Annotated in this window: 23 protein-coding genes; 18 read left to right on the top strand and 5 right to left on the bottom strand. The window is 49.2% G+C overall.

Going from position 1 to position 25,565, the window contains the following annotated elements; genetic code table 11:
• The 3 genes from ACTHS8_RS06000 to coaBC form a co-directional block, all read left to right on the top strand.
• Positions 1-181: hypothetical protein (locus ACTHS8_RS06000; protein WP_440373243.1), on the top strand; the 181-nt coding region annotated here is incomplete at its 5' end.
• A gap of 136 nt (positions 182-317) precedes the next feature.
• Positions 318-1,547: a tetratricopeptide repeat protein gene (locus ACTHS8_RS06005; RefSeq protein WP_440373244.1), complete on the top strand. Its 1,230-nt coding sequence runs from the start codon at positions 318-320 to the stop codon at positions 1,545-1,547.
• Positions 1,548-1,591: 44 nt separating this feature from the next.
• Positions 1,592-2,770: a bifunctional phosphopantothenoylcysteine decarboxylase/phosphopantothenate--cysteine ligase CoaBC gene (gene coaBC, locus ACTHS8_RS06010; RefSeq protein ID WP_440373245.1), complete on the top strand. Its 1,179-nt coding sequence runs from the start codon at positions 1,592-1,594 to the stop codon at positions 2,768-2,770.
• A 54-nt stretch (positions 2,771-2,824) separates the two neighbouring features.
• Here coaBC and era read toward each other — a convergent pair whose 3' ends face one another.
• A complete protein-coding gene (gene era, locus ACTHS8_RS06015; RefSeq protein ID WP_036493257.1) occupies positions 2,825-3,754 on the bottom strand; it encodes a GTPase Era in 930 nt (309 codons plus the stop codon).
• Positions 3,755-3,818: 64 nt separating this feature from the next.
• Complete coding sequence (gene rnc, locus ACTHS8_RS06020) at positions 3,819-4,538, bottom strand: ribonuclease III (protein ID WP_003683027.1); 720 nt, start codon at positions 4,536-4,538, stop codon at positions 3,819-3,821.
• Positions 4,539-4,792: 254 nt separating this feature from the next.
• Between rnc and ACTHS8_RS06025 the strand changes: the two genes are divergently transcribed.
• The 3 genes from ACTHS8_RS06025 (at position 4,793) to nusB (ending at position 6,239) form a co-directional block, all read left to right on the top strand.
• Positions 4,793-5,116, top strand: a complete 324-nt coding sequence (locus tag ACTHS8_RS06025; protein ID WP_371508234.1) for a DUF2185 domain-containing protein — start codon at positions 4,793-4,795, stop codon at positions 5,114-5,116.
• A gap of 93 nt (positions 5,117-5,209) precedes the next feature.
• On the top strand, positions 5,210-5,689 hold the full coding sequence (ribH, locus tag ACTHS8_RS06030; RefSeq protein WP_036493252.1) for a 6,7-dimethyl-8-ribityllumazine synthase: 480 nt from the start codon (positions 5,210-5,212) through the stop codon (positions 5,687-5,689).
• A 121-nt stretch (positions 5,690-5,810) separates the two neighbouring features.
• Positions 5,811-6,239, top strand: coding sequence for a transcription antitermination factor NusB (nusB, locus tag ACTHS8_RS06035; RefSeq protein ID WP_049350952.1), 429 nt, complete (start codon positions 5,811-5,813; stop codon positions 6,237-6,239).
• A 117-nt stretch (positions 6,240-6,356) separates the two neighbouring features.
• Here nusB and ACTHS8_RS06040 read toward each other — a convergent pair whose 3' ends face one another.
• Positions 6,357-6,779, bottom strand: a complete 423-nt coding sequence (locus ACTHS8_RS06040) for a type IV pilin protein (RefSeq protein ID WP_440373246.1) — start codon at positions 6,777-6,779, stop codon at positions 6,357-6,359.
• Between the two features lie 289 nt (positions 6,780-7,068).
• Here ACTHS8_RS06040 and ACTHS8_RS06045 point away from each other — a divergent pair, with 289 nt between their 5' ends.
• The 10 genes from ACTHS8_RS06045 (at position 7,069) to nagZ (ending at position 21,424) form a co-directional block, all read left to right on the top strand.
• Positions 7,069-8,250, top strand: coding sequence for an efflux RND transporter periplasmic adaptor subunit (locus ACTHS8_RS06045; RefSeq protein WP_188209865.1), 1,182 nt, complete (start codon positions 7,069-7,071; stop codon positions 8,248-8,250).
• Positions 8,251-8,331: 81 nt separating this feature from the next.
• Positions 8,332-10,269 (top strand): MacB family efflux pump subunit, encoded by a 1,938-nt coding sequence (locus tag ACTHS8_RS06050; RefSeq protein ID WP_293205166.1) that lies wholly within the window; start codon positions 8,332-8,334, stop codon positions 10,267-10,269.
• 63 nt (positions 10,270-10,332) lie between these two features.
• Entirely contained in the window at positions 10,333-11,715 is a 1,383-nt protein-coding gene (locus ACTHS8_RS06055) for a TolC family protein (protein WP_440373247.1), read from the top strand.
• A gap of 112 nt (positions 11,716-11,827) precedes the next feature.
• Entirely contained in the window at positions 11,828-12,694 is an 867-nt protein-coding gene (locus tag ACTHS8_RS06060) for a DUF808 domain-containing protein (protein ID WP_440373248.1), read from the top strand.
• Positions 12,695-12,749: 55 nt separating this feature from the next.
• Positions 12,750-14,297 (top strand): apolipoprotein N-acyltransferase, encoded by a 1,548-nt coding sequence (gene lnt / locus ACTHS8_RS06065; protein ID WP_440373249.1) that lies wholly within the window; start codon positions 12,750-12,752, stop codon positions 14,295-14,297.
• A 279-nt stretch (positions 14,298-14,576) separates the two neighbouring features.
• Positions 14,577-15,440: an RNA polymerase sigma factor RpoH gene (rpoH, locus tag ACTHS8_RS06070; RefSeq protein ID WP_440373250.1), complete on the top strand. Its 864-nt coding sequence runs from the start codon at positions 14,577-14,579 to the stop codon at positions 15,438-15,440.
• A gap of 148 nt (positions 15,441-15,588) precedes the next feature.
• A complete protein-coding gene (hemA, locus tag ACTHS8_RS06075; RefSeq protein ID WP_003684306.1) occupies positions 15,589-16,842 on the top strand; it encodes a glutamyl-tRNA reductase in 1,254 nt (417 codons plus the stop codon).
• Positions 16,843-17,086: 244 nt separating this feature from the next.
• Positions 17,087-18,586, top strand: coding sequence for a DegQ family serine endoprotease (locus ACTHS8_RS06080; protein WP_440373251.1), 1,500 nt, complete (start codon positions 17,087-17,089; stop codon positions 18,584-18,586).
• Between the two features lie 134 nt (positions 18,587-18,720).
• On the top strand, positions 18,721-20,241 hold the full coding sequence (locus ACTHS8_RS06085; RefSeq protein WP_440373252.1) for a Na+/H+ antiporter NhaC family protein: 1,521 nt from the start codon (positions 18,721-18,723) through the stop codon (positions 20,239-20,241).
• Positions 20,242-20,338: 97 nt separating this feature from the next.
• A complete protein-coding gene (gene nagZ / locus ACTHS8_RS06090) occupies positions 20,339-21,424 on the top strand; it encodes a beta-N-acetylhexosaminidase (RefSeq protein ID WP_440373253.1) in 1,086 nt (361 codons plus the stop codon).
• Positions 21,425-21,502: 78 nt separating this feature from the next.
• Here nagZ and ACTHS8_RS06095 read toward each other — a convergent pair whose 3' ends face one another.
• A complete protein-coding gene (locus ACTHS8_RS06095) occupies positions 21,503-22,249 on the bottom strand; it encodes an amino acid ABC transporter permease (RefSeq protein WP_440373254.1) in 747 nt (248 codons plus the stop codon).
• Positions 22,250-22,576: 327 nt separating this feature from the next.
• On the opposite strand from ACTHS8_RS06095, the gene trhP reads away from it, so the two are divergent.
• Positions 22,577-23,932 carry a prephenate-dependent tRNA uridine(34) hydroxylase TrhP gene (gene trhP / locus ACTHS8_RS06100; RefSeq protein WP_049350962.1) on the top strand — a complete coding sequence of 452 codons (1,356 nt, stop codon included), beginning with the start codon at positions 22,577-22,579 and terminating at the stop codon, positions 23,930-23,932.
• Between the two features lie 63 nt (positions 23,933-23,995).
• Here the strand turns inward: trhP and hemC are convergent, their stop codons facing one another.
• Positions 23,996-24,931 (bottom strand): hydroxymethylbilane synthase, encoded by a 936-nt coding sequence (hemC, locus tag ACTHS8_RS06105; protein WP_141745143.1) that lies wholly within the window; start codon positions 24,929-24,931, stop codon positions 23,996-23,998.
• A gap of 118 nt (positions 24,932-25,049) precedes the next feature.
• Here hemC and ybeY point away from each other — a divergent pair, with 118 nt between their 5' ends.
• A complete protein-coding gene (gene ybeY / locus ACTHS8_RS06110; protein ID WP_440373255.1) occupies positions 25,050-25,565 on the top strand; it encodes an rRNA maturation RNase YbeY in 516 nt (171 codons plus the stop codon).

Consider the following 25,565-nt stretch of genomic DNA (forward strand, 5'->3'; position numbering starts at 1 on the left):
CTGTCTGCTTCGTTTTCTTCACCGCGTCAGCAGCGAAGAACCGAACTATACGCCTCACAACAAAACCAGTCAACACCCAGTTTCAAAAAAATTAAAATTTTTTCACAACTATCTGTATTTAAACAATTTAAAATTTATTGAATTTTATCGTTCGATAAATAAAACAGATATCCTAAGATAAATAGTCCTACGGCTTTGCTCTTATTTGCCACATTCAGCACTCTATATCTCTATATTACTGGCGCTTTAGTCCTATCTACTCTTACAATCTCTACTTTCCCCAATAAAACAATCATAAATTTAGAATAGTCCCTATTATGAGTAACGAAAAGATTCAACAAAAATTTGAACAAGCATATCACTCTTTTATCGAAGAGGAAAATTACGAGGAAGCGCTTAAACGTGCCGAAATTCTTTGCCTTCTCAACCCCCAATCTGTCGAATTTCATCATAAAGTTGCTTATGCCTATCTGAAGCAATTGAAATGGGAAAAAGCCATTGAGGCTGAAATGAAAACGCTAGAGCTGGATAGCACCTATATTCCTGCTTTGGATTTACTTGCCCATGCTTACGGCGCTCTAGATAATTGGGAAAAAACCGGGTTTTACGGTCATCAGGCTTTGGTTCTAAAAGATAAAGCCATTCCAGACCTAGAACATGAAATCATTCCGACACCAGCTCCAAAAAACGGCAAACGGATTATCTCCTTTTCTTTATTTGGCAATAATTCCAAATATATTGAACCTGCCGTCTTGAATACCCAGCTTGCGCCTGTGCTTTTCCCCGGTTGGACATGTCGTTTTTATGTTGACGATTCTGTATCGGCTGAAGCTATTCAACGATTTAGAAATAACGGTGCAGAAGTGATTAAAGTTGGCGCTCCATTGGACAACTGGCCGGGTACGATGTGGCGCTTTCTTGCCATCAATGATCCCGAGGTTGAATACGTTATTTTCCGTGATGCAGATTCTATTATTTGTTATCGTGATGCAGCAGCCGTATCCGAATGGATAAAAAGTGGCACCCTATTCCACACTATTCGCGACTCAGGCTCGCATACTGCCCTGATTCTTGCGGGCATGTGGGGCGCTAAAGCGGGTGCAGTCCCAGATATGCAGGCAAGAATTCAAAACTTTGTCGACGAGGGCTACCCTTCCAGACATTTTGCCGACCAAGATTTTCTAGAAAAAGAATTGTGGGCCTATATCCGTCAGAACCTGTTTGCACATGACAGATTATTTGATTTCTGTAATGCACACGAAATTCCCGGCGAGTTCTACTCTAATTATCAAATCGCTTTCAGCGAAGGGGTTACCAGCTTTAATGCAACGACTGATTATGAAGACGGCAGTCTGGCAAGATGGACGCTGTACTCCAGTGCTTCGCCTTTGGTCAATCCGGACTACTCGCTCAATGTTGTTCCTGAATTTAAAGTCTGCAGTTATGTGACTGAAGTGAAAAACGGGGTGGTTTCAGCATTCCTACCGAAGAGATATGGCAATGCGATTAAAGCAAAACTGGCCAGAATCAACATCGAACAAATTTAATTTGATTTGATTCCTATATATCTCATTTCATGAACCCGTTATTTATGAGCAAACACATTCTCCTCGGCATTACCGGCGGTATTGCGGCGTATAAATCTTGCGAACTGGTCAGACTGCTGAAAAAGCAAGGACATTCTGTATCAGTGGTGATGACAGATTCTGCGACAGAATTTGTCTCCCCGCTGACTTTCCAAGCTTTAACCGGCAACCCTGTTTTATCGGATACCTATTCAGGTGCTTCCAATAATGGCATGGCGCACATCAATCTGACGCGTGAGGCTGATGCATTTCTTATTGCGCCTGCAACTGCCAATACGATTGCCAAAATTGCCAACGGATTGGCCGACAACCTGCTGACTACTTTGGCTGCAGCCAGAAAATGTCCTTTGGCCGTTGCGCCTGCAATGAATGTCGAAATGTGGAACAACCCTGCCAACCTGCGCAATATTGCGCAACTGGTTTCAGACGGCATTACCGTGTTTTACCCAAACAGTGGCGAACAGGCTTGTGGCGAAACAGGTACAGGCAGAATGGTTGAAGCGATCGATCTGGCAGATTTGCTAGAGGATTTATGGACACCAAAGCTGCTGAGCGGCAAAAAAGTTCTGATTACAGCCGGCGCAACGTTTGAAGCCATCGATCCTGTCCGCGGCATTACCAATATTTCCAGCGGACAAATGGGTATGGCTTTAGCGCGTGCGTGCCGTGCTGCCGGAGCGAAAGTCACGCTGATTTACGGCCAAATTCAGACGGCTTTGCCGGCAGGCTTGGCTCATTCCGAACAAGCTGTCAGCGCAGAAGCCATGTATCAGGCAGTTCACCGCCATATCCATGAACAAGATGTCTTTATTTCCGTTGCAGCCGTTGCAGACTATAAAGTCAAAAACAGCAGCAACGAGAAACTAAAGAAAAACGGCAATCAGCCTCCAATTATCAAACTGACGGAAAATCCGGATATTCTCGCATCCATTGCCGCCTTGCCTTCTCCACCATTCTGCGTTGGCTTTGCTGCCGAAAGCCATCAGGTTTTGGAATTTGCACGGGCAAAACGTTTGCGCAAAAACGTACCGATGCTGGTGGCCAACCAAGTTTCCGTTTCCATGGGTAAGCCAACCAATCAAATCACCATTATTGATGACCTTGCCGAAACCTCATTTCCGGAAACATCGAAACGCCAAGCAGCAGATGAAATCGTCAAACGTTTGGCTGAACTGTTGGCTTGATAAACAAAGGCCGTCTGAAAGTTTTTCAGATGGCCTTTATTCAAACACATTAAATCACAAACCCAATTCGCGCAGAAAACGAATATCGTCTGCCCAACCGGATTTCACTTTCACCCAAATCTTCAAGAAGACTTTGGTATCAAACAATTTTTCCATATCAAGGCGGGCTTCAGTAGAAATTTTCTTCAATTTCTCCCCACCCTTACCAATTAAAATCGCCTTTTGGCTGTCTTTATCGACCAACACCGCGATATAAATGCGGAACAGTCCGCTTTCCTCTTCCTCAAATTGCTCCACTTCAACATTCATCGCATACGGCAGCTCTTCACCCAAATAGCGGAACAATTTTTCGCGCACAATTTCCATCGCCAAGAATCGGCTGGATTTGTCCGTTACCATATCTTCCGGATACATCGGGATACTTTCCGGCAGATACGGCTTGAGCAGTTCCAGTAGATTGGCAATACGCAGACCATGTTTCGCGCTGACTGCCTCGCTGGCGGCAAACTCAAACTCTTGGCGTACTTCATTGATAAACGCCTCAAGCGCAAATTTATCTTTGGCTTTATCTTTATCGATTTTATTGACCACCAATACCACAGGCGTATGCTTAGGCAACTGCTTCAGCACCACGCGGTCGGCATCGGTAAAGCGCATGGCCTCTACCACAAAAACCACCACATCCACGCCGCTCAACGCTTCGGTTACGTTTTGATTAAGACGGTCGTTCAAAGCATTACGGTGATTGGTTTGGAAACCCGGCGTATCGACAAACACAAATTGCGCCGTGTCGTCGGTGTAAATACCGGTTACACGGTTGCGCGTGGTTTGTGCTTTTTTACTGGTAATACTGATTTTCTGACCGATTAAATGGTTCATCAGCGTGGATTTGCCGACATTCGGGCGACCCACGATGGCCACAAAGCCGCACCGATAATCTGTCGGGTGTTGCGACTCGTTTTGCAAAAAGGTTTCGATATCCATTTATATATGACTTTCTTGATTGTTTCAGACGGCCTTTGCATTTTCTCAAAGGCCGTCTGAAGTATTATTTTTTAGCTTTTTTCAAAGGAAACTTCTGTTCCAACCACTCTAAGGCTTCACATGCCGCTTTTTGCTCGGCCACTTTCCGACTGCTTCCGCGTGCATTGCAGATGAAACCGAGTTCACCCAAATCACAGGAAATCACAAACATCGCATCAGCCGTCTGCTCCGCCTGCTCTTCGATTCGATATTTCGGCAAGGCAAAGCGGCGTGCCTGCAAGGCTTCCTGCAAAGCAGTTTTACTGTCTTTCTTGCCGATATTCAAATCCGCACGTTTCACGCGTTCCGCAAACAAATGGCGAACCACTTTTTCCGCCGCAGAAAAATCCGCATCAAAGCTGACCGCCGCAAACATCGCCTCCATCGCGTCAGCCAAAATTGAAGGCCGTCTGAAACCGCCGCTCTTCAACTCGCCGGCACCCAAATACAAACCGTCGCCGACATTCATTTCCAACGCGATTTCAGCCAACACGCCTTCATTTACCAAAGCCGCACGCATCCGCGACAACTCGCCTTCCGACAATTTCGGAAACGCGTCAAACAACATCCTCGCCACGGAATAGTTCAAAATCGAATCGCCGACAAATTCAAAACGCTCATTGTGTTTGGCATTGTAGCTGCGGTGGGTCAAAGCCTGCTGGAGCAGCTCCATATTGCGGAACTCATAGCCCAGACGCTTTTGAATCGCTCGATGCGCCTGCTGTTTGAGCAAATCAGGTTTCATTCCATACTTTCAAAAAAACAGCCGGAAAGCACGCCTCATCCGCAGTGAAACAAAATAAAAAGGCTACACCGGCAACTTTTTTATTTTGGCTCATTGTTTCTTGCGTCCCTCAAGCCGATAAACAATCAAAAGCCGTCATATTCAAACCTGACGGCACTTGCCGACATTGTACCATCAAACCGCCCCTGCACACATCCGTGCGGAAAAGCGGCGAATCGTGTAAAATCATGCCAAATCATCTCTTTGTCAACTCCATGAACAAATTTGCCCAAGCATTGGCCGCAGCGCTCGACCGCTGCATCGTCACCAACACCGTCGCCGAACAAGGCGAGCCCGTCGGCTTCCTCTACCGCGAAGCCCCCGTATTTGAAAACGACAGCGGCTGGCGTATTTTCAGCGGCGACGAAACTGACGAATACACCGACAATCCCGACAATTTCAGCATTGTCAGCCTCTCTGCCATTACCGCAGACAATCCCGACATCGCGCCCCTGCTGGCTCAAGCAGAAGGCAGCGCGTGGGAATTGAACGAAGACGGCGAGTTCCAAGCCGTTGCCGATTGGCAGCCGCAAGAATAACCCATCCCTATTTCGTTTCAGACGACCTACTTTATAACAAGGCCGTCTGAAACCGAGCCGAATCCCTATTTCACAAATACTGAAGGAATCATCATGAACATTATCGAACCACGCCTCGATGGCACCAACCTGCGCATCGGCATCGTTCAAGCCCGCTTCACCAACGAAATCGGCAGCGAAATGGTCAAAGTTTGCTGCCGCACCTTGAAAGAATTGGGCGTATCCGAAGACAACATCACGCTTGCCACCGTTCCCGGCGCGCTTGAAGTGCCTATCGCGCTAATGAACCTCGCATCCTCCGAACAATTCGATGCCCTGATTGCCATCGGCGTTGTGATTCGTGGCGAAACCTACCACTTTGAATTGGTATCCAATGAGTCCGGAGCAGGTGTCAGCCGCGTTGCCCTTGACTACAACATCCCTATCGCCAACGCCATCCTGACGACTGAAAACGACGAACAAGCCGTTGCACGTATCGAAGAAAAAGCCTCCGATGCTGCCAAAGTTGCCGTAGAATGTGCCAACTTGGTCAACCATCTTTTGTCAGAACAATACGAAGACGACGAAGAATAAGCTTCTCCCCGTATTGAATACCGCATATTTTCAGACGGCCTCTCAATCATGATATTGAGGCCGTCTGAATCATTCAATATTCAGCCGACAACCATCGGCACTCTCTTCACAAGGAATACCCATGAAAAGCCCACGCCGCCGCGCACGCGAGCTTGCCGTACAAGCTATTTATCAAGCAGGCATCAACAAAACTGCCGCTCCCGAAATTGCCAAAAACATCCACGAACTGTCCCAAACATCCAATATGGATGAAGAGTTGTTCAACAAACTGTTTTTCGGCGCACAAACCCATGCTGAAGAATACATGGAAAAAATCAGCCCCCTGCTCGACCGCGACGAAAAAGACCTCAGTCCTATCGAACGCGCCGTTTTGCTGGTTGCCTGCCATGAGCTGAGCACCATGCCTGAGACCCCCTACCCTGTCATCATCAACGAAGCCATCGAAGTTACCAAAACTTTCGGCGGCACCGATGGCCATAAATTCGTCAACGGCATCCTCGACCAACTGGCTTCCCGCATCCGCCCTGACGAACCGCGCCGCAAAGGCTAAGATTGACTTCGCATCGGGTCGGGATTACTGATCTTTGCCCTGTTTAGGCTAATGTACTTATACAGCCAAACCATTAAAAAGGCCGTCTGAAATTCAGACGGCCTTTTATATTTCGATTTATTCTGATTTTGGCATTTCATAACCGGGACAGTTTTGCTTGTCGCTGCTTGCCCAGATGATGCCGCTGTCGTTGTAATAAACGGTACAGGTTTCATTTGCATTGGTTTCTTTGTTGGGTTCGGCCTTCAAAATATAACCTGAATCGGAAGGATTAGGCATAGAAGCCGTACCTTCGGAAAAACTAATATTGAAATATTCATTCTGCTGTAAATTTTCAGCAGGAAAATCCTTAAATGTCCTTTTTTGAGTGTAGTAGCGTTCGAGCTGTTGGGCGTTATGCAGCATCTGCGTGCGGACGGCGGCAAGGCGCGTTTGGCGGATGTAGTTTTGATAAGACGGATATGCGATGGTAGCAAGAATGGCTGCAATCACAACGACTATCAGCAGCTCGATAAGCGTGAAGCCTTGTTGGTGTTTCATTGTATTTATGTCGTAAATAATTAGAATAAGACGTGAATATTATAGTAGTTTTCTTGCAGCTTAAATGTTCAGATTCGGAGGGAGTTTGGGAATTTATGTAAATGAGGTGCAAGTTCTGAAAAATGTTTACTGCCCTTTATTTTTTATTTCAATAAGTTAAACTTCAATTTAAACCGACCGTCTCTTGGTCGGACTTGGTCTTTACAGTAAAATCCAGTTGTTTTTTTGTTTCTATCAATACATTTGTTGCTTGTCTGCGACGTTATTTTATTGAATTGGTTCCTTTTATATGTCTAAAGTTTTCAAGTGGGCGGCCGGTACGGCTGTTGTAGTAGCAGCGGCTTTCGGCGGCTGGTCTTTGATGAAGCCTGAGCCTCAGTCTTCTTTTATTACAGAAGTAGTCAAACGCGGCGATATCCGTCAAACCGTGTCGGCAACCGGCGAAATCTCACCTTCCAATTTGGTATCCGTGGGCGCGGAAGCTTCAGGTCAGATTAAAAAACTGTATGTGAAACTGGGCCAACAAGTGAAAAAAGGCGATCTGATTGCAGAAATCGACTCAACCAATCAGATCAATACCTTAAATACCGAAAAATCCAAACTGGAAACCTATCAGGCAAAATTGGTTTCTGCCGAAATCGCGCTTTCCAGTGCGGAGAAAAAATATAAACGCGAACTTGCCTTATGGAAAGAACAGGCAACTTCCAAAGAAGACTTGGAATCTGCACAAGACTCTTTAGCCGCAGCCAAAGCCAATGTTGCCGAACTGAAAGCCGCTATCAAACAATCAAAAATCTCCATCAATACAGCCGAATCCGAACTAGGCCACACGCGGATTACCGCCACCATGGACGGCACCGTAGTCGCCATTCCTGTTGAAGAAGGCCAATCCGTCAATGCGGCGCAATCTACGCCGACCATTATTCAACTGGCCAACTTGGAAACCATGTTAAACAAAATGCAGATTGCCGAGGGCGACATCACGAAAGTCAAAGCCGGTCAGGATATTTCGTTCACCATTTTGTCCGAGCCGGACACCCCGATTAAAGCGAAATTAGACAGCGTCGACCCCGGCCTGACCACCATGTCTTTGGGCAGCTACACCAGTAGCACGGACACGACTTCCAATGCGATTTACTACTATGCTCGCGCCCTTGTGCCGAATAATGACGGCAAGCTCTCCATCGGCATGACCACTCAAAATACGATTGAAATCAACGGCGTGAAGAATGTCTTGCTGGTACCGACTCTGACCGTGAAAAAGCATAACGGCAAATCATTTGTCAGTGTTTTGGGCGCAGACAATAAAGCTGTCGAGCGCGAAGTAACCGTCGGTTTGAAAGACAGCATGAATACCGAAATCAAAAGCGGCTTGAAAGAAGGCGAAAAAGTGATCATTTCTGAAATGAGCGCAGATGAAAAGAATAAGAGCAGCGAACGCGCGATGATGGGCGGCGGCCCTCCTCGCTGATTGATTAAGGCCGTCTGAAAAATTTGACTGTGTTTCAGACGGCCTTAGTTCCTGTATTTCTATTTTTCGCCCGGAAAGATTATGAGTTTAATCGAATGTAAGAATATCAACCGTTTTTTCGGTAGCGGTGAAAACCGTGTGCATGTATTGAAAGATGTCAGCCTTTCTATTGAGAAAGGCGACTTTGTGGCGATTATCGGCCAGTCCGGTTCAGGCAAATCGACGCTGATGAATATTTTGGGCTGTCTGGATACCGCTACTTCCGGCTCTTATCAAATCGACGGCATCGAAACATCGCAAATGCAGCCGGATGAACTGGCGGCTTTGCGCCGTGAGCGTTTCGGCTTTATTTTCCAGCGTTACAACCTGTTAAGCTCGCTGACCGCCCGAGACAACGTCGCCCTGCCTGCCGTGTATATGGGCATGGACAGTAAAGAGCGCGCAGAACGTGCGGAAAAACTGTTGGGCGATTTGGGTTTACAAAATAAAGAAGGCAACAAACCCAGCGAACTTTCCGGCGGTCAGCAACAACGCGTTTCGATTGCCCGCGCGTTGATGAACGGCGGCGAAATCATCTTTGCCGACGAGCCGACCGGCGCATTGGATACCGCCAGCGGTAAAAACGTGATGGAAATCATCCATAAGCTGCACGAAGACGGGCATACCGTGATTATGGTCACCCACGATCCGGGCATTGCGGCAAACGCAAACCGCGTCATCGAAATCCGCGACGGTCAGATTATTTCGGATACGTCTAAAAATCCGGATATTCCGCCAAGCAAAGTAGAACGGATTAAAGAAAAAGCTTCCTGGTCGTTTTATTACGATCAATTTATGGAAGCATTCAAAATGTCGGTGCAGGCGATTATGGCGCACAAAATGCGTTCGCTGCTGACCATGCTGGGGATTATCATCGGTATCGCTTCGGTGGTATCAGTAGTGGCATTGGGTAATGGCTCGCAACAAAAAATCTTGGAAGACATCAACTCGATGGGCACAAACACCATCAGTATCTTCCCCGGCCGTGGTTTTGGCGACCGCCGCAGCGGACGGATCAAAACGCTGACGATTAATGACGCAAAAGCCATCAGCCAACAAAGCTACGTCGCCTCTGCTACCCCTCAAACCAACTCCGGCGGCACCTTGACCTACCGCAACACCGACCTGACCGCCTCGCTTTACGGCGTAGGCGAACAATATTTCGACGTGCGCGGTTTGAAATTGGAAGAAGGCCGTCTGTTTGATGATGACGATGTAAAAACCGATGCCCAAGTCGTCGTTATCGACCAAAACACCAAAACCAAACTCTTCGGCGAAGGTGTCAATCCTTTAGGCAAAACCATCCTTTTCAAAAAACGCCCGCTAACCGTCATCGGCATTATGAAAAAGGATGACAACTCGTTTGGTAATTCCGACTCGCTGATGCTTTGGTCGCCATATACAACGGTCATGCACCAAATTACCGGCGAAAGCTATACCAACTCCATCGTTGTCAAAATCAAAGACGATGCCAACACGCAAGTTGCCGAAAAAAGCCTGACCGAGCTGCTGAAAGCACGCCACGGTACAGAAGACTTCTTTATGAACAACAGCGACAGCATTAAAGAAATGGTTGAAAGCACAACCGGCACCATGACGCTGCTGATTTCTTCCATCGCGGTCATCTCTTTGGTGGTCGGCGGCATCGGCGTGATGAACATCATGCTGGTCTCCGTTACCGAGCGCACCAAAGAAATCGGCGTCCGCATGGCAATCGGCGCACGCCGCAACAATATTTTGCAACAGTTTCTGATTGAGGCCGTCTTAATCTGTATTATCGGCGGCCTGTCAGGCGTATTGTTGTCCGCAAGCATCAGCCTGGTGTTCAACTACTTTGTCACCGACTTCCCGATGAGTATTTCCATGACTTCCGTCATCGGCGCAGTTGTCTGCTCCACCGCCATCGGCGTCGCATTCGGCTTTATGCCTGCCAACAAAGCTTCCAAGCTCAACCCGATTGATGCGCTGGCTCAGGATTGATTATGTTTCAGACGGCCTATTATTTTAGGGCCGTCTGAAATGCTGTTACCCGAAAGATTTTTTATGAAGACGAAACCTTTTTCCCAAGCAGCCTTATCATTGGCTGTTGCCCTTGCCCTAAGTGCGTGCGCTGCACCTAAAGCCAATCCGAACCTGACACTGGAAGCGACCGGCCAAGTTATGAGCGCGGCGGAAACTGCCGAACGCTACGATGTCAACGGCAACTGGTGGGAAATCTACCAAAGCCAGCAGCTCAACGCGCTGATGGAGCAGGCGTTGGCGAATAATGTCGATTTGAAACAGGCGGCCATCAGCGTCAACAAGGCTTTGTATCAAGCCAATATTTTGGGTGCGGATTTGGTGCCTTCGTTCAGCGGCTCGTTGGGCGCGAACGCTTCTAAAAACCTGAAAACCGGCAGCCACGGCAATACCTTCAGCAGCCAGCTTGGTTTGAGCTACGAATTGGATTTGTGGCGCAAACTCAGTGCTACTGCCGATGCGCAGGTATGGGAATACCAAGCTACGCATGAAGACATGGCCAACACGCGCCTGACTTTGATTAATAATGTCGCCGATGCGTATTTCAATATCGCCTACCTGAACGAAGCCATCGAGTTAGCAAAAAAATCGCTGAAGCAATATCAGGAAATCAACCGCATCGCGAATGCCAAGTTCCGCTACGGCAGGGCCGACTCAAGCCAGCCGACCCAAGCCAAACAGTCATTGCTGAGCGCGGAAAACAGCCTATTGTCTTTGCAAAACAATTTGGATACGCAAAAACAGGTTTTGCGTAATTTGTTGAATTTAAGGCCGTCTGAAAACATGGCCGCCGATCCGGCACAATTCCGCCTGCTGCCTGTCAAAGGCGTGAACTTGGACGTACCGATTACCGTTTTGGCCAACCGCCCCGACCTGCGCGCCGCCGAATACCGCCTGCAAGCGTCGCAACAATCGGTCAACGCGCAAAAACGCAGTTGGTATCCGTCGATTACTTTGGGCGCAAGTCTGAGTACGTCCTCCGATAAAGCGAAAAGCACGTTCAATATCCCCATGTTAGGCGGATCGGCCACCATCAATCTGCCTTTCCTTAATTGGCAGACCATGAAATGGAAAGACAAAACCGTACAAGCGGAGATGGACAGTGCCAAGCTGAATTTTGAAAAAGCCCTGACCACCGCGCTCAACGAGGTCAACACCAATTACCTTGCCTACCGAAACGCGCAGTCCAGCCTTGCCAATCAAGAACAGCGTTATCAGTTAGACAAGAAAAACAGCCATTACTATCAAGTACGCTACCAACACGGTAAAAACGAGTTGAAAGACTGGCTGGAGGCTTTGAATTCGGAATACAGCTCGGCTCAAAACCTGCTGAACCAACGCTATGAAGCCTTGAAATACGAAAATATGGTGTATAAAGCCATGGCGGGACGTTATACGCCGAAATAGCATTTTCAGACGGCCTTTGGTTAATTTCCGTCAACGGCTGTCTGAAAAACATTCAAGCAACTGAATTTTCATATATAATCGCGCGTTTATTTGATTTTATCCGGACAACATTATGGCCTTCGCCTCTCTCTTTACGCTTTTGGACGACATTACCGCCGTTTTGGACGACGTAGCGATGATGACCAAAGTCGCCGCAAAAAAAACCGCCGGCGTGGTCGGTGACGATTTGGCGCTCAACGCCAATCAGGTAACCGGCGTATCCGCCGAGCGCGAATTGCCGATTATTTGGGCGGTGGCAAAAGGCTCTCTGGTCAATAAGCTGATTCTGGTGCCGCTTGCACTGTTGCTTTCCGCTTTCCTGCCAGCGCTGATTACGCCCTTGCTGATGATAGGCGGTGTGTATTTGTGTTTTGAAGGCGTAGAAAAACTGTTGCACAAATTTCTACACCGCAATGAACACGAAGACGGACACGATGCCGAGCCAGAAGTCACAGACGAAAAAACAAAAGTAAAAGGTGCGGTCCGCACAGATTTCATCCTCTCCGCCGAAATTATTATTATCGCGCTGGGCGTTGTTGAAAAATATGACCTGATAACACGTTCTTTGGTTATGGTTGCCATCGGTATCGGCATGACGGTGTTGGTGTACGGCTTGGTCGGCGTTATCGTCAAACTTGACGACCTCGGCATGATGTTGATGCGCCAAAAAAGTGCCACCGTGCAAGGTATCGGACGCGGTTTGATTTCATTTATGCCTTGGTTTATGCGCGGCTTGAGCATTGTCGGCACGCTGGCGATGTTCTTGGTTGGCGGCGGACTGATCGCCCACAACCTTGGCTTTTTGCACGATTTCCTCCACGCGCAACATTGGGACAGCGGCATGATGGAACATATCGCCAATCTGGTGGTCGGAGTAGCCGCCGGCGCATTGGCTTGCGCAATCGTCCTACCTGCAATGAAATTGTTTCAAAAAGACTGATTTTGTTTCACTGCCGTCTGAAAACTTTTCAGACGGCCTCAATACCATTTAAAGCATGAATATTTTCCGTAAACTCGAACAATATTGGCAACACCCACTGCTTTACTGGCCGCTGGTCATCTTGATTGCCGCCGCGACACCGTTCACTTTCGCCCCGTATTATCATTTCTGGCTGATGCCGCTGTTGTTTGGCGCGCTGATACGCCTGATTGAATTGCGGCCGCGCTTTGCCGTCATGACTGCCTATCTGTTCGGATTAATCGGTTATACGGCGCAGTTTTATTGGATACACACTGCCTTGCATGACGTTTCGGGTTTGCCGGATTCATACGCCATCCCCCTCACCTTCCTGCTGCCGGCATTTCTTGCGCTTTATCCGGCCATCTGTTTTTGGGTGTGGAGAAAATGCAACCTGTCACGCTGGGCCAAAACCGGCCTCCTGCTGCCGATTTTGTGGACGCTGGCAGAATTTGCCCGCGAACGTTTCCTGACTGGATTCGGCTGGGGTGCAATCGGCTATTCCCAAATCATCAAAGACAGCCCGTTGGCAGGCTTCGCGCCTTTGGGCGGCATTCATATGGTCACGCTGGCAACCGCTTTCCTCAGCGCATGGCTGGTGTTGCTGATTGACAATCATGGCCGTCTGAAACACCGCCTGCTGCCCTTATTCCTTATCGTTGCACTCTGCTCCGTCGGCTACATTTCCCAACAAACCGAATACACCCGCCCCGACGGCAGCACCAGCACCGTCGCCCTGATTCAAGGCAATATCGAGCAAAATCTGAAATGGAAAGAAGAACAAATCATTCCGACCATTCAGAAATACTACGAACAAATCAGCAAAACCAGTGCCGACATCGTCATCCTGCCCGAGACCGCCCTGCCGCTGATGCGCCAAGACCTGCCCGAAGGTATCTTGGAACAATTCGCCGAACAGGCGCAAAGCAACGGCAGCGCGTTGGCCATCGGTATCAGCCAATATACGCCCGACGGCAACGGCTACGAAAATGCAGTCATCAATTTGAGTGAATATCACAACAGCACTTCCGATGTCATCCCCTACTACGCCAAGAACCACCTCGTTCCATTTGGCGAATACAAACCCTTGCCCGCCATTACCGAGCGTCTCTATAAAATGATGGATATGCCTTTGGCCGACTTTCAAAAAGGCGGCGACAACCAAGCGCCTTTGGTGATGAAGGATCAAAAAGTCGCCTTCAATATCTGCTATGAAGACGGTTTCGGCGACGAACTCATCGCAACGGCGAAACGCTCTACCCTGCTCGCCAACATCAGCAATATGGCGTGGTATGGCAAATCCAATGCCATGTATCAGCAGCTTCAACAGTCCCAAGCGCGTGCAATGGAGCTGGGCCGCTACATGGTTCGCGCCACCAATACCGGCGCAACCGCCATTATTTCCCCTAAAGGGACGATTGTTGCCGAAGCCCAACCGGATACAGAAACCGTCCTCGAAGGCCACGTCAAAGGCTATATCGGCGAAACGCCTTATATGAAAGCAGGCGGCTCCACATGGCTTATCAGCATTTTGGCCGTTATCGGCGCATTCCTTATCCTGATTAGCCGGAAAAAACCAGAATAAAAATTTTTTAAGACCTTGTTATACAAGGTCTTTTTTATTACCAAAACTATTTACATACAGAAATGTTTGTAATATACTTATCCAAAACCTAGCAAATCACTCAAATTTTCTAAGACAATCAACCCTTGCGATTTAAGCAGTAAAAACTATTGAATCCATCGTTAATTTACAGAAAAAATCCAACCCATAACAAAACAAACTACAGGCAGTGTTATACTGCTTGTCACACAATAAACAAAAAGCCGTTTTCAGACGGCCTAATTAAGGAGAGCATCCTTTATGGATAAAGTTTTTGCATTACCCGTTATCCACAGCGGCAACGGTAGCCTCGAGCAATACATTCATACTGTCAACAGCATTCCCATGCTTACCGCCGAAGAAGAAACACAACTGGCCGAACGTCAACAAAAAGGCGATCTCAATGCCGCCAAACAGCTTATTCTGTCCCATCTTCGCGTCGTCGTATCCATTGCACGCGGCTACGACGGCTACGGCCTCAACCAAGCCGACCTGATTCAAGAAGGCAATATCGGCCTGATGAAAGCCGTCAAACGCTACGAACCAAGCCGTGGCGCGCGCCTGTTTTCGTTCGCCGTGCATTGGATTAAAGCAGAAATCCACGAATTCATTTTGCGCAACTGGCGTTTGGTTCGCGTTGCCACCACCAAACCGCAACGCAAACTGTTCTTCAATCTGCGCAGTATGCGTAAAAACCTGAATGCTTTGTCTCCAAAAGAAGCGCAAGAAATCGCCGACGATTTGGGTGTCAAATTGTCCGAAGTCTTGGAAATGGAACAACGCATGACCGGTCACGATATCGGCATCATGGCAGAAAACAACGATGACGAGGACAATTTCGCCCCTATCGACTGGTTAGCCGACCACGATGCAGAGCCTAGCCATCAGTTGTCCAAACAAGCCCACTACGCCCTGCAAACCGAAGGTCTGCAAAACGCCTTGGCGCAACTGGACGACCGCAGCCGCCGTATCGTTGAAAGCCGCTGGTTGCAAGACGATGGCGGTTTGACCCTGCACGAATTGGCTGCCGAATACGGCGTATCTGCCGAACGCATCCGCCAAATCGAAGCCAAAGCCATGCAAAAATTGCGCGGTTTCTTGGCAGAAGAAGCAGAAGCCGTTTAAGCCTTTCATTATAAAAAGGCCGTCTGAATCTTTTCAGACGGCCTTTTCGATGGCAAACCTTATTGTATCTTCTCCCCCAACACATTCATTTTAAAGCCCACTTAAGCTATAATACCCACCACACACACTACCCAGTCATACCATAACCATGCAACTTACCGTCGTCGGACTCAATCACCAAACCGCGCCCTTGAGCATACGCGAAAAACTGGCATTTGCAGCTGCAAATCTGCCGGATGCCGTGTCCAACCTCGCGCGCAGTGAGGCGGCGGAAGAAGCAGTCATTCTTTCTACCTGCAACCGCACCGAGCTCTACTGCGTCGGTGAAACCGAAAAAATCATCGACTGGTTGGCACAATATCACGACCTACCTGCCGAAGAAATCCGCCCTTACCTCTATACCTTAGATAATAATGAAACCGTCCGCCACGCCTTCCGCGTTGCCTGCGGTTTAGATTCCATGGTCTTGGGCGAACCGCAAATTCTCGGTCAAATCAAAGATGCCGTCCGCGTTGCGCAAGAACAGGAAAGCATCAACACCCACTTAAACGCCCTGTTTCAAAAAACCTTTGCCGTTGCCAAAGAAGTGCGTACCGACACTGCCGTCGGCGAAAACTCTGTATCCATGGCTTCTGCATCGGTCAAAATGGCAGAGCAAATCTTCCCTTCCATTTCCGATCTGAATGTCCTCTTTATCGGCGCAGGCGAAATGATTGAACTGGTGGCCACTTATTTTGCCGCCAAAAATCCCAAGCTCATTACCGTTGCCAACCGTACACACCAGCGCGCGCAGGAATTGTGCGACAAACTCGGTGTCAACGCCGAAGCCTGCCTGCTGAACGAATTACCTGATATTTTGCACGATTACGACGTGGTTGTTTCTTCCACTGCCAGCCAACTGCCCCTCGTCGGCAAAGGCATGGTTGAACGCGCATTGAAAAAACGCCACAACATGCCCGTTTTCCTGCTGGATTTGGCCGTTCCGCGCGATATCGAAGCCGAAGTCGGCGAATTGGAAGACGCATATCTCTATACCGTAGACGACATGATGGACATTGTCCAAAGCGGTAAAGATGCGCGCAAAAAAGCAGCGGCGGCGGCTGAAAGCATGGTGGAAGAAAAAGTCAGCGAATTTATCCGCCTGCAGAAAAACCGTCAAAGCGTTCCCCTTATCCGCGCCTTGCGCGACGAAGGCGAACGCGCACGCCGCCAAGTATTGGAAAATGCCATGAAGCAACTGGCAAAAGGCGTATCCGCCGAGGATGTCCTTGAACGCCTCTCCATTCAGTTGACCAACAAACTGCTCCACTCTCCGACACGCACGCTCAATAAAGCCGGCTCGGACAACAGCGAATTAATCGATGCCGTGGCGCAGATCTACCATTTGGATCAACACGACTGACCACAATTTCAAGGCCGTCTGAAAGAAGCGAACCGACCGACAGGTCATATCCCAAAGCTTTCAGACGGCCTTAAAACAATAAAATCCCAATTATCATTTTTTCATTTAAAATGAAATGCTTGAAAAAAAACCGTTAAAGTGTAAAATCCTACCCTATACATTTAAACAGCATTCAAACAATAAAACTGCCTGCCGGCTCAAACGCATGCCGACAATATGATAGGCACCGGCAAAAGGAACTTTCGTGAATATTAAAACAAACACATATCTGGCCCTTGCTGTCCTCTCAGCTTCCCTTCTTTCAGGTTGCGACAAAGTCAGCACCTTTTTCGGCAAAGACGAAAACAAAGAGCTCGTCCAACGCATAGAAACCAATACCGATGACGGAAAAGTCGGTATGTTGTTGCCCGACTTTGCCCAACTGGTGCAAAACGAAGGACAGGCAGTCGTCAATATTCAAGCGACACCGGCAAAACGCACTGCGACACCGGATGACGACCACAGCATGGACCTGAGCCAATTCCCCGACAACGATCCGTTTTACGAGTTCTTCAAGCGCCTTGTTCCCAATATGCCCGACATGCCGCAAGAAGATACCGAAAGCGACGCTTTGAATTTCGGTTCCGGCTTCATCATCAGCAAAGACGGCTATATCCTGACCAATACCCACGTGGTTGCCGGCATGGGCAACATTAAAGTCCTGCTCAACGACAAACGCGAATACACGGCCAAACTGGTCGGCTCAGACGCTCAATCCGACGTTGCCCTCTTAAAAATCGAGCCGCAAGAAGACTTGCCGGTTGTCAAAATCGGCAATCCGAAAGATTTGAAACCAGGCGAATGGGTAGCCGCCATCGGCGCGCCTTTCGGCTTTGACAACAGCGTAACTTCAGGCATCGTCTCCGCCAAAGGCCGCAGCCTGCCGAATGAAAACTACACGCCGTTTATCCAAACCGACGTTGCCATCAACCCCGGCAACTCCGGCGGCCCGTTATTCAACCTCCGCGGCCAAGTAGTCGGTATTAACTCGCAAATTTACAGCCGCAGCGGCGGTTTCATGGGTATTTCGTTTGCTATTCCGATTGATGTTGCCATGAATGTGGCCGATCAATTAAAAGCCAACGGCAAAGTCCAACGCGGTCAATTAGGCGTGGTTATTCAAGAAGTTTCTTACGATTTGGCCAAATCTTTCGGTTTGGACAAAGCAAGCGGCGCGCTGATTGCCAAAATCATGCCGAACAGCGCGGCACAACAAGCCGGTTTGCAGGTTGGCGACATCGTGCGCAAAGTTAACGGCGAAGAAGTCCGCGCTTCCAGCGATTTGCCCGTTATGGTCGGCTCGATTATGCCGGGTAAAGAAGTGACTTTGAGCATCTGGCGCGACGGCAAACAAACCGATGTCAAAGTCAAACTTGGCAGCGCAGCCGAACAAACGGAAACTTCGGCCAAAGAAGCCGAACACCCTCAACACGAAGGCGGCCATGACGGATTCACCGTTGAAAATGCAGGTGTTACCCTGCAGGTTGAAAACGCAGACGGCAAACAACGCTTGATCGTTCTGCGCGTTAGCGGTGCGGCCGAACGTGCCGGCCTCAAGCGCGGCGACGAAATCATTGCCGTCAGCCAAATCAGCGTCAATGACGAATCCACTTTCCGTAGCGCATTGGAAAGCGCAGGCAAAAACGTACCGCTTTTGGTGCAACGCGACGGCAATACTTTGTTCCTCGCGCTAAATCTGCAGTAGTCCGATTTTTTCAGACGGCATGATGATGTGTTAGATAACAAAATACCCATCTGTCAGAGGCGGTGGGTATTTTGTTATCCGCCTTCCAATTTAGGCCGTCTGAAAATATTTCACCGCTTATATACAATATAATTATGCAACTTATTAATTATTCAAATTCTATTTTATCTGTCGTCCCGGCAGCCATTGCACTCGCCTTGGCCATTGCCACGCGCCGTGTATTGCTGTCCCTAGGTGTCGGCATTATCGTCGGCTCATTCCTACTGGTAGGCGGTAATCCACTCGATGCTTTGGTTCACTTAAAAGACATGGCTGTCAGCCTGACTTGGGCGGACGGCGATTGGTCTTTGGGCAAACCCAAAATCCTGCTCTTTTTAGTGCTTTTGGGGATTTTCACTTCCCTGCTGACGCATTCCGGCAGCAACCAAGCATTTGCCGATTGGGCAAAACAGCACATCAAAGGCCGTCGCGGTGCGAAGCTGCTGACTGCCTGTCTGGTATTCGTTACCTTTATTGACGACTATTTCCACAGTCTTGCCGTCGGTGCGATTGCCCGCCCTGTAACCGACAAATTCAAAGTTTCCCGCGCCAAACTGGCTTATATCCTTGACTCCACTGCCGCTCCGATGTGCGTTTTGATGCCGGTATCCAGCTGGGGCGCATCGATTATCGCTACTTTGGCAGGCCTTTTGGTGACTTACAACATCACAGACTACACTCCAATGGGGGCATTCGTGGCCATGAGCCTGATGAATTACTACGCCGTCTTCGCATTGATTATGGTGTTTGTCGTTGCCTGGTTCTCATTCGACATCGGCTCTATGGCCCGTTTGGAACGTGCCGCTTTGAATGAAATTCATGATGAAACCGTTGAAACAGGTCATCCCAACGGCCGTGTATTCGCGCTGATTGTGCCGGTTTTGGTACTGATCGTCGCCACGATTTCCGCCATGATCTACACTGGTGCGCAAGCTTCTGAAACCTTCTCTTTGCTCAGCGCGTTTGAAAACACCGATGTGAACACTTCCCTCGTGTTCGGCGGTACTTGCGGCGTATTGGCCGTCATCCTCTGCACCATCGGTACCATCAAAACCAGCGATTATCCTAAAGCCATTTGGCAGGGCATCATCTCTATGCGCGGTGCCATTACCATCTTGATTTTGGCATGGATTATCAGCACCGTTGTCAGCGAAATGCACACCGGTGAATACCTCTCCACTTTGGTAGCAGGCAATATCCACGCAGGCTTCCTGCCCGTGATTTTGTTTATGCTCGCAGGCGTAATGGCCTTTGCTACCGGCACAAGCTGGGGTACATTCGGCATCATGTTGCCGATTGCCGCCGCCATGGCCGTCAAAGTCGAACCATCGCTGATTATCCCTTGCATGTCTGCCGTAATGGCCGGTGCCGTATTTGGCGACCACTGCTCGCCGATTTCCGACACCACCATCCTCTCTTCTACCGGCGCACACTGCAACCACATCGACCACGTTACCTCGCAATTCCCTTACGCGCTGACCGTAGCCGCGTCTGCTGCCACAGGCTACCTCGCACTGGGCATGACCGGCTCTGCACCTTTAGGTTTTGTGGTAACCGGCATCGTGATGGTTGTGTTAATTCTGATCTTAAAAGACAAGAAAAAAGTAACTGCCTAATTCAAAACCAATATTCAGACGGCCTGAGATATTTCCACACTCTCAGGCCGTCTGAACATAACGATTATCCAATATATACATTATTCAGGACGAAACAATGAATACGCCTCATCTTCCACGCGGCCCAGTCATGGCCGACGTCGCCGCCTATCATCTGACCGAAGAAGAAAAACAACGCCTGCTCGACCCTGCCGTCGGTGGCGTTATTTTGTTCCGCCGCAACTTTGAAAACGTCTCCCAGCTCAAAGCTTTGGTTCAAGAAATCAAAGCCGTCCGCACACCTGAACTCATCATCGCCGTCGACCACGAAGGCGGGCGGGTTCAACGTTTTATTGACGGCTTCACCCGCCTGCCGGCCATGAACGTATTGGGCGAAATTTGGGACAACGAAGGCAAAGAAGCCGCTTGCGCCCAAGCAGAACAAGTCGGCTGGGTTTTGGCAACCGAACTCTCCGCCTGCGGTATCGACCTATCCTTCACACCTGTTTTGGATTTGGACTGGGGTCAATGCGCCGTCATCGGCAACCGCAGTTTCCACCGTGATGCCAACATCGTGACCCAGCTTGCCCTTGCCCTGCAAAAAGGCCTGAACAAAGGCGGCATGAAATCTTGCGGCAAACACTTCCCCGGACACGGCTTTGTCGAAGGCGACAGCCATCACGTCCTGCCTTGCGACGAACGCAGCCGCGAAGCGCTAGAAGCCGCTGACCTTATCCCCTTCCGCGCACTGAGCCAGGCAGGCATGGCTGCAGTCATGCCTGCCCACGTCGTGTACCCGCAAACCGACAGCCAACCTGCAGGCTTCTCCGAAAAATGGCTGAAACAAATCCTGCGCCAAGAAATCGGATTTAACGGCGTTATCTTTTCAGACGACCTGACCATGGAAGGCGCATGCGGTGTCGGCGGTATTAAAGAACGCGCCCGCCTTTCTTTTGAAGCAGGCTGCGATATTGTACTGGTATGTAACCGCCCTGACTTGGTCGATGAATTGCGAGACGGCTTCCACGCACCAGCAAACGCCGACTTGGCAGCACGTTGGCAATACATGGCCAACACATTGACCGTACAAGAAGCTGCCAACATCATGGCAACCGAAGAATTCCAAGCAGCCCAACAAGCAACCGCCAAACTGGCAACGCCAAAAGACATCGCAGGCGGTGTCAAAGTCGGCGAAGCATTCTGATTCAAGGCCGTCTGAAACATTGACGGCAAATAAAAAAGGAAGACTTGAAAAAGTCTTCCTTTTTTTGATTCAAACCGATTAGCGGTGTTGCGGATTGTAACGGCTTTCCAATCGCAGGAATACCCAACCCAAAAAGCTTGTCAGCACCAAATAAATCAGCGCGATTGTATAAAGCGGCTCTTCATAGACAGAATAGCGGCCGGTAATCGTACTTTGCACATAAGCCAACTCTGCCACGCCGATGACGGAAAGCAATGAGCTGTCTTTCAACAACGTAATAAACTCACTGGCCAATGGCGGCAACATACGGCGCAAAGCTTGCGGCAAAATTACATAACGCATCGCCTGAGTATAGGTCAGACCCAAAGAACGCGCAGCTTCCATTTGGCCTTTATCAATCGACTGAATACCGGCACGGAAAATCTCACAAATATACGCACCCGAGTTCGCAATCAACGCCAAAGAACCGGCAATCAACGCACCATAAGAACGGCGCAAATCAATGGCTGCTTCGCCGCTAATCAATACACCGTCGGCTGGATGAACGAAAAATGGGAACCAAACATAAGCCCAAATCACAATTTGTACAAACAATGGCGTACCGCGGAACAGCGTAACATACCAAAAAGAAATCTTACGCAACATCCAAGCCAAGGCACGCATCGGCACACCGGCTTTTTCCGGATTGATCAAACGCGCCAATGCCAGCAGCAAACCCAAAATCGAGCCACCTGCCGTTGCAACCACCGTCAGTCCCAGCGTTGTCAACACGCCGTATAAAAACATCCAGCGGTATTCATAAATAATGTCAAAACGAAAATCCATAACCCTTCCGTCGGTCAAAATCGGTAACTAATCCGAATATTTTTTAAAATGAAGCTTGATATTTTACAAGAAAATACATTGCTTGAACGGTTTTTTGTTAAATTATTCCACCCAACCCTGCTTTTTTTACATTTCCAATGAATTGCAGCCCCTTTTCACCTTTCATCATATAAGACATTTTCCGTATAAAAAACAAAGCGCAAACCCGACACAAAATTGACCGAAACACAAAAACAGCGGATAATCCGCCCATTCTTCAAACATCTTTCAGACGGCCTTCCCTCTTTCCTTGAGGGCCGTCTGAAAACATTTTAAAAAGCATAAAACATGAAAGCACCCGAACTCTTATTGCCAGCAGGCGGCCTCGAACGTATGCGCGCTGCCTATGATTACGGCGCAGATGCCGTTTACGCCGGCAGCCCGCGTTACTCTCTGCGCGCCCGCAACAACGAATTTGCCAAACTCGACGTTCTCGAGCAAGGTATTAAAGAAGCGCACGAGCGCAACAAAAAATTCTTCCTGACCGTCAATACGCTGCCGCACAACTCCAAACTCAAAACCTTCGTTTCCGATATGGAGCCCTTGATTGCCATGAAACCCGACGCGCTGATTATGGCGGATCCGGGTTTGATCATGACCGTGCGCGAAAAATGGCCGGAAATGCCGATTCACCTGTCCGTTCAGGCAAACACCACCAACTACTGGGGCGTAAAATTCTGGCAAAACATCGGTGTCGAACGCATTATTCTGTCACGCGAATTGAGCATGGAAGAAATCGCCGAAATCCGCCAAGAATGCCCTGACATCGAACTCGAAGTCTTCATTCACGGCGCATTGTGCATCGCCTACTCAGGCCGCTGCCTGCTCTCCGGCTATTTCAACCACCGCGACCCCAACCAAGGCACCTGCACCAACTCCTGCCGTTGGGACTACAAGGTTCACAACGCCACTGAAAGCGATGCAGGCGATGCCCAGCTTCTGCAAGGTTTCAACTTTGAAAAAGCCCAAGAAGAAGCCAACCAAAACTTTGAAGGCATCAACGGTCAAAAACGCCATCCCTACGCCGACAAAGTTTTCCTGATTGAAGAGTCCAACCGCCCGGGCGAAATGATGCCGATTATGGAAGACGAACACGGCACCTACATCATGAACTCCAAAGACCTTCGCGGTATTGAAGTGGTTGAGAAACTGGCCAAAATCGGCGTAGACAGCCTCAAAGTCGAAGGCCGCACAAAATCGCTTTATTATGTTGCCCGCGTGGCTCAATCCTACCGTAAAGCGATTGATGATGCCGTTGCAGGCCGTCCGTTTGATTACAGCCTGTTGAGCGAACTCGAAGGCCTTGCCAACCGCGGCTACACCAGCGGCTTCCTCGAGCGCCACCAAACTCAGGATTACCAAAACTACCTGACCGGCCATTCCATCGCCAAACAAAGCCAATATGTCGGCCACGTTACCGAAATCGATGAAAACGGCTGGGCGACAATCGAAGTCAAAAACCGCTTCGCTGTCGGCGATTCACTCGAAATCATCCACCCGAGCGGCAACCAAACCATCAAATTGGAACAAATGACCCGCAAAGGCCAGCCTGTCGATGTTGCTCCAGGCAACGGCATTCAGGTCAAGATCCCCAATATGCAGGGCAAAGAAAAAGCTTTGGTTGCGCGGATTATGAATCCTTAAGCATCAACAAAATAAAGGCCGTCTGAAAGTTTCAGACGGCCTTTTAAAATTATCTATGCTGTTTTAAGCCTGTTCTTGCAATACGGCGGCAATCAATTCTTCCGCACCATCATCTGCCAGTTTTTTGGCGACAGCGCGACCCAAAGCATCGGCGTATTCGGCTGGAGCTTGCGCGTCCGCCTGCAAAATGACCGAACCGTCAGGATGACCGACCAAGCCGCGCAAGGTCAGCAAGCCGTTTTCTTCAGTGCAATATGCGGCCAGCGGCACTTGGCAGCTTCCGCCCAAAGCGCGCGCCAACGCACGTTCGGCCGTAACGCAGGCGTGTGTGGTATCGTGGTTCAACGGCTTTAAGACTTCGTACAAATCTTCGCGATGCGCTGCAATTTCAATACCCAATGCACCTTGTCCGGCGGCAGGCAGGCTGTCGGATTCCGACAAAATCATGCGGATGCGTTCGTCCAATTCCAGACGCTGCAAACCGGCGGCAGCCAAGATAATCGCGTCATATTCGCCGTTATCGAGTTTGGATAAACGGGTTTGCACATTACCGCGCAAAGGTTTGATAACCAAATGAGGATAGCGTGCACGCAACTGGGCTTCGCGGCGCAGGCTGGATGTACCGACGATGGCACCTTTAGGCATTTCTTCCAAACGCGCGTATTGGTTGGACACAAACGCGTCAAACGGATTGGCGCGTTCGCCGATGGCTGCAAGCGCGAAACCTTCAGGCAAATCCATCGGTACGTCTTTAATCGAATGCACGGCCAAGTCGGCTCGACCGTCATACAAAGCCTGTTCCAACTCTTTGACAAACAAGCCTTTACCGCCAACTTTTGACAAAGTTCTGTCCAAAATCTGGTCGCCACGCGTAGTCATGCCCAAAATCTCGACTTCGCAATCGGGATACAGGGCTTTCAGACGGCCTTGGATATGTTTTGCCTGCCACATGGCAAGCAGGCTTTCGCGACTGGCGATAACGAGTTTTTTCGGGTTCATAATGGTTGCCTGAAAGATGGAAAACGGCATGAAGTCTATCATATTTTGGGCGGTTTTTCAGACGGCATGGGGGTGAATATGTTATATTTACGCCTAAAAACCAAATTTTCCGGACAACATGAAACGCGCCAAACAATATCCTTTTTTATCCTTACAGCGGCAACGTTTTCATTTGAACTTTGAAAACGCTTCTTCCGCCGCCAACCTTCCTTCAGAGAACGACTTCTACCGCTGGGCGTGGTCTGCCTTGAAAAACGAATACCGCCACGCAGACATCAGCCTGATTCTTCTCGACGAAGAAGAAGCCCGCGCCTACAACCGCGACTACCGCGGCAAAGATTACGCCACCAATGTATTGAGTTTCGCGCTCAACGAAGGCGAAATCCTGCCCGACCAGTTTTCAGACGGCCTGTATGGCGATTTGGTGATTTGCCCGCAAGTGGTTTTGAAAGAAGCCGCCGAACAAGGCAAAACACCCGAGCAGCATTTTGCCCACCTGACCATACACGGTACTTTACACCTGATGGGCTACGACCACATCGAAGACGATGAAGCCGAAATAATGGAAGCCGAAGAAATCCGCCTGATGCTGGCGGCAGGCTTCCCCAACCCCTACCAAGAGGACGAATATTAA

It is taken from the genome of Neisseria sp. P0016.S008 (assembly GCF_051957775.1).
Lineage (GTDB): Bacteria > Pseudomonadota > Gammaproteobacteria > Burkholderiales > Neisseriaceae > Neisseria > Neisseria flavescens_B.